The organism is Microbacterium sp. 22215 (assembly GCF_052045655.1).
In the GTDB taxonomy this organism is placed as follows: Bacteria; Actinomycetota; Actinomycetes; order Actinomycetales; family Microbacteriaceae; genus Microbacterium; species Microbacterium phyllosphaerae.
The window spans coordinates 1-1,955 of record NZ_JBQEPC010000017.1 but is presented as its reverse complement, the minus strand read 5'-3'; the positions used below and the strand labels follow the sequence as shown (position 1 = coordinate 1,955).

Here is a 1,955-nt window from a genome sequence, read left to right as displayed (position 1 = left end):
GCGTGGGCTGATGGTGCGGGGTATATGAACAAGCAGGTCGCGGAAGCGACCGCGCTGACGAATGTGGGGGCGCGAACGTATGACCCCTCGATCGGGAAGTTCCTGTCCGTGGATCCGGTGATCGATACGAACCTGCCCCAGCAGAACACGGGGTACGCGTACGCGGGCAACAACCCGACCACGTTCACCGACCCGACCGGGCTGCGGCTTGACCAGGGATGCGGGTGGGGCGTCAACTGCACCAGGAATTCTCCGTCCAAGTCTGCGGGGAAGCCAAAACCGACGAGTGTTACGCGCACGCAAAGCGCCCCGACGAAGAGTGACTCGTGCAGTGCTGGTGACTGGAAGTGCCGAGTCGATCAGTCGAACTCGGCGACGCGGTGCGCAGGGGCGGGCAAATTCCGAACCTGTGATAAGAACCCTGGAGCTGGCATCTGGCCGTACTCATATCGAGACACGGCGCTCGTCTCGACCGGTGGAAGGTTCACGGCAGTGGAAGCAATGGATGCGTTTAAAGCGAACCCCTCGAAGATCTTTCCGTTCGAGGTTCAGGGGTGCCCGACGTTCAAAACCGGGATGGAGTGCAAATTGTATACGGGAACTCCATTGCTCAATCCGAACGGGGTAGTTGGTCTAACGACGACTCCCACTTCCGTCAACTTTACTGTTCTTGATCGCGGTTACTTCGACGCGCCGGGCTCGACAATCAAGTTCTCAACGTGGGGTGACATGAATGGGAACGTATATCTCACTCGACTGGCAGACGGTCACGGAGCAGACGCGCTAACCGCCGTCTCGATCGGTGTATTTCACGCGGCAGGGCCAACGTGGGATCAGCAAGCGATGAACTTGTCTGAGACATTGGAGTCTTCTCGATGAAATCACCTAGGCGCCGAGACCACATGTCAATTTGGATCTTGGTGATTGCGGTCGTTCTGACGTCTATCACTATAGCCGCCGTGAGATTCGCTTGGGTTGACGCCCAAAGCATCTCCATTCAACCACCTTCGCAAATGCTCTGGGGGCTGGTCGGCACGTCGCTGGTGTTTATTATCGGAGGCCTGCCCGGAGCTTTTGTCACCAACGCATTGGCTAGCCGCGAGAGGGGGGAGGTAGTTCCATTTGCCGCACATCTGAGGTTTGCATTCGCTGGAAATGCGGTATCTTTCCTAGGCGGACTGGTTCTGCTCTACTTCCTGATCTGGGAGGTCGATCAGAGGCTGCTGGTGCTCGGCGGTCTTGCGGTCATGGGCACAACAACCTTTCTAATAGCGTTGCGTATAGGCTCCCGCATGTTCGACGGCGCCTAAGCAGCGAAGTAATTGCGCTAAGTGTGACAAAAATCTTTCATGTCCTGTCTGCGACGCAGACGCAGACGCAGGAGACGTGTTACACGTACGACGGTCTGCGTCAGTTGACGCGGGCGTGGACGCCGAATGCGTCAGCGACGTGTGCGGATGCTGCGTCTGCGGCGACGATGGGTGGTCCGGCTCCGATGTGGATGGATTACGCGTACGACACGACCACGGGTAATCGGACGAGTGTGACGTCGCATTCTGCGATGGGGTCGACGTCGACTCGGGCGTATGAGTATCCGGCGGCGGGGGCTGCTCGTCCGCATGCGGTGCAGGAGATCACGGGTGCGGCGGGTGATGGGTCGGGCTCGTACGAGTATGACGAGTCCGGGAACGCGGTCAGTCGTCCCGGGCAGGAGATCACGTTCAACACACGCGGCAAGGTGTCGAAGGTGGTGGCGGGGGCTGAGGAGCAGTCGAACGTGTATGACGTTGACGGCAACTTGTTGTTGCGGGTGTCGTCGTCGGAGGGTGCGACGTTGTTCCTGGGGGATACGAGTGTGTCTCAGGCTGTGGGGTCGTCGGTGGTGGAGGGGTTCCGGACGTACTCTGGTGCGGAGGGGAAGCCGGTGGCGCAGCGGTCGGCGAAGTCGGGGACTG

Annotated in this window: 3 protein-coding genes; all 3 read left to right on the top strand. The window is 59.5% G+C overall.

Translation table 11 applies throughout. The annotated features are described in order from the left end of the window. Positions 1-879: RHS repeat-associated core domain-containing protein (locus tag ACTJKH_RS17680; protein ID WP_440738004.1), on the top strand; the 879-nt coding region annotated here is incomplete at its 5' end. 23 nt (positions 880-902) lie between these two features. Further along, on the top strand, positions 903-1,310 hold the full coding sequence (locus ACTJKH_RS17675) for a hypothetical protein (protein WP_440738003.1): 408 nt from the start codon (positions 903-905) through the stop codon (positions 1,308-1,310). A gap of 251 nt (positions 1,311-1,561) precedes the next feature. Further along, positions 1,562-1,955, top strand: a 394-nt coding sequence (locus ACTJKH_RS17670; protein WP_440738002.1) for a hypothetical protein, incomplete at its 3' end; no start/stop codon positions are given.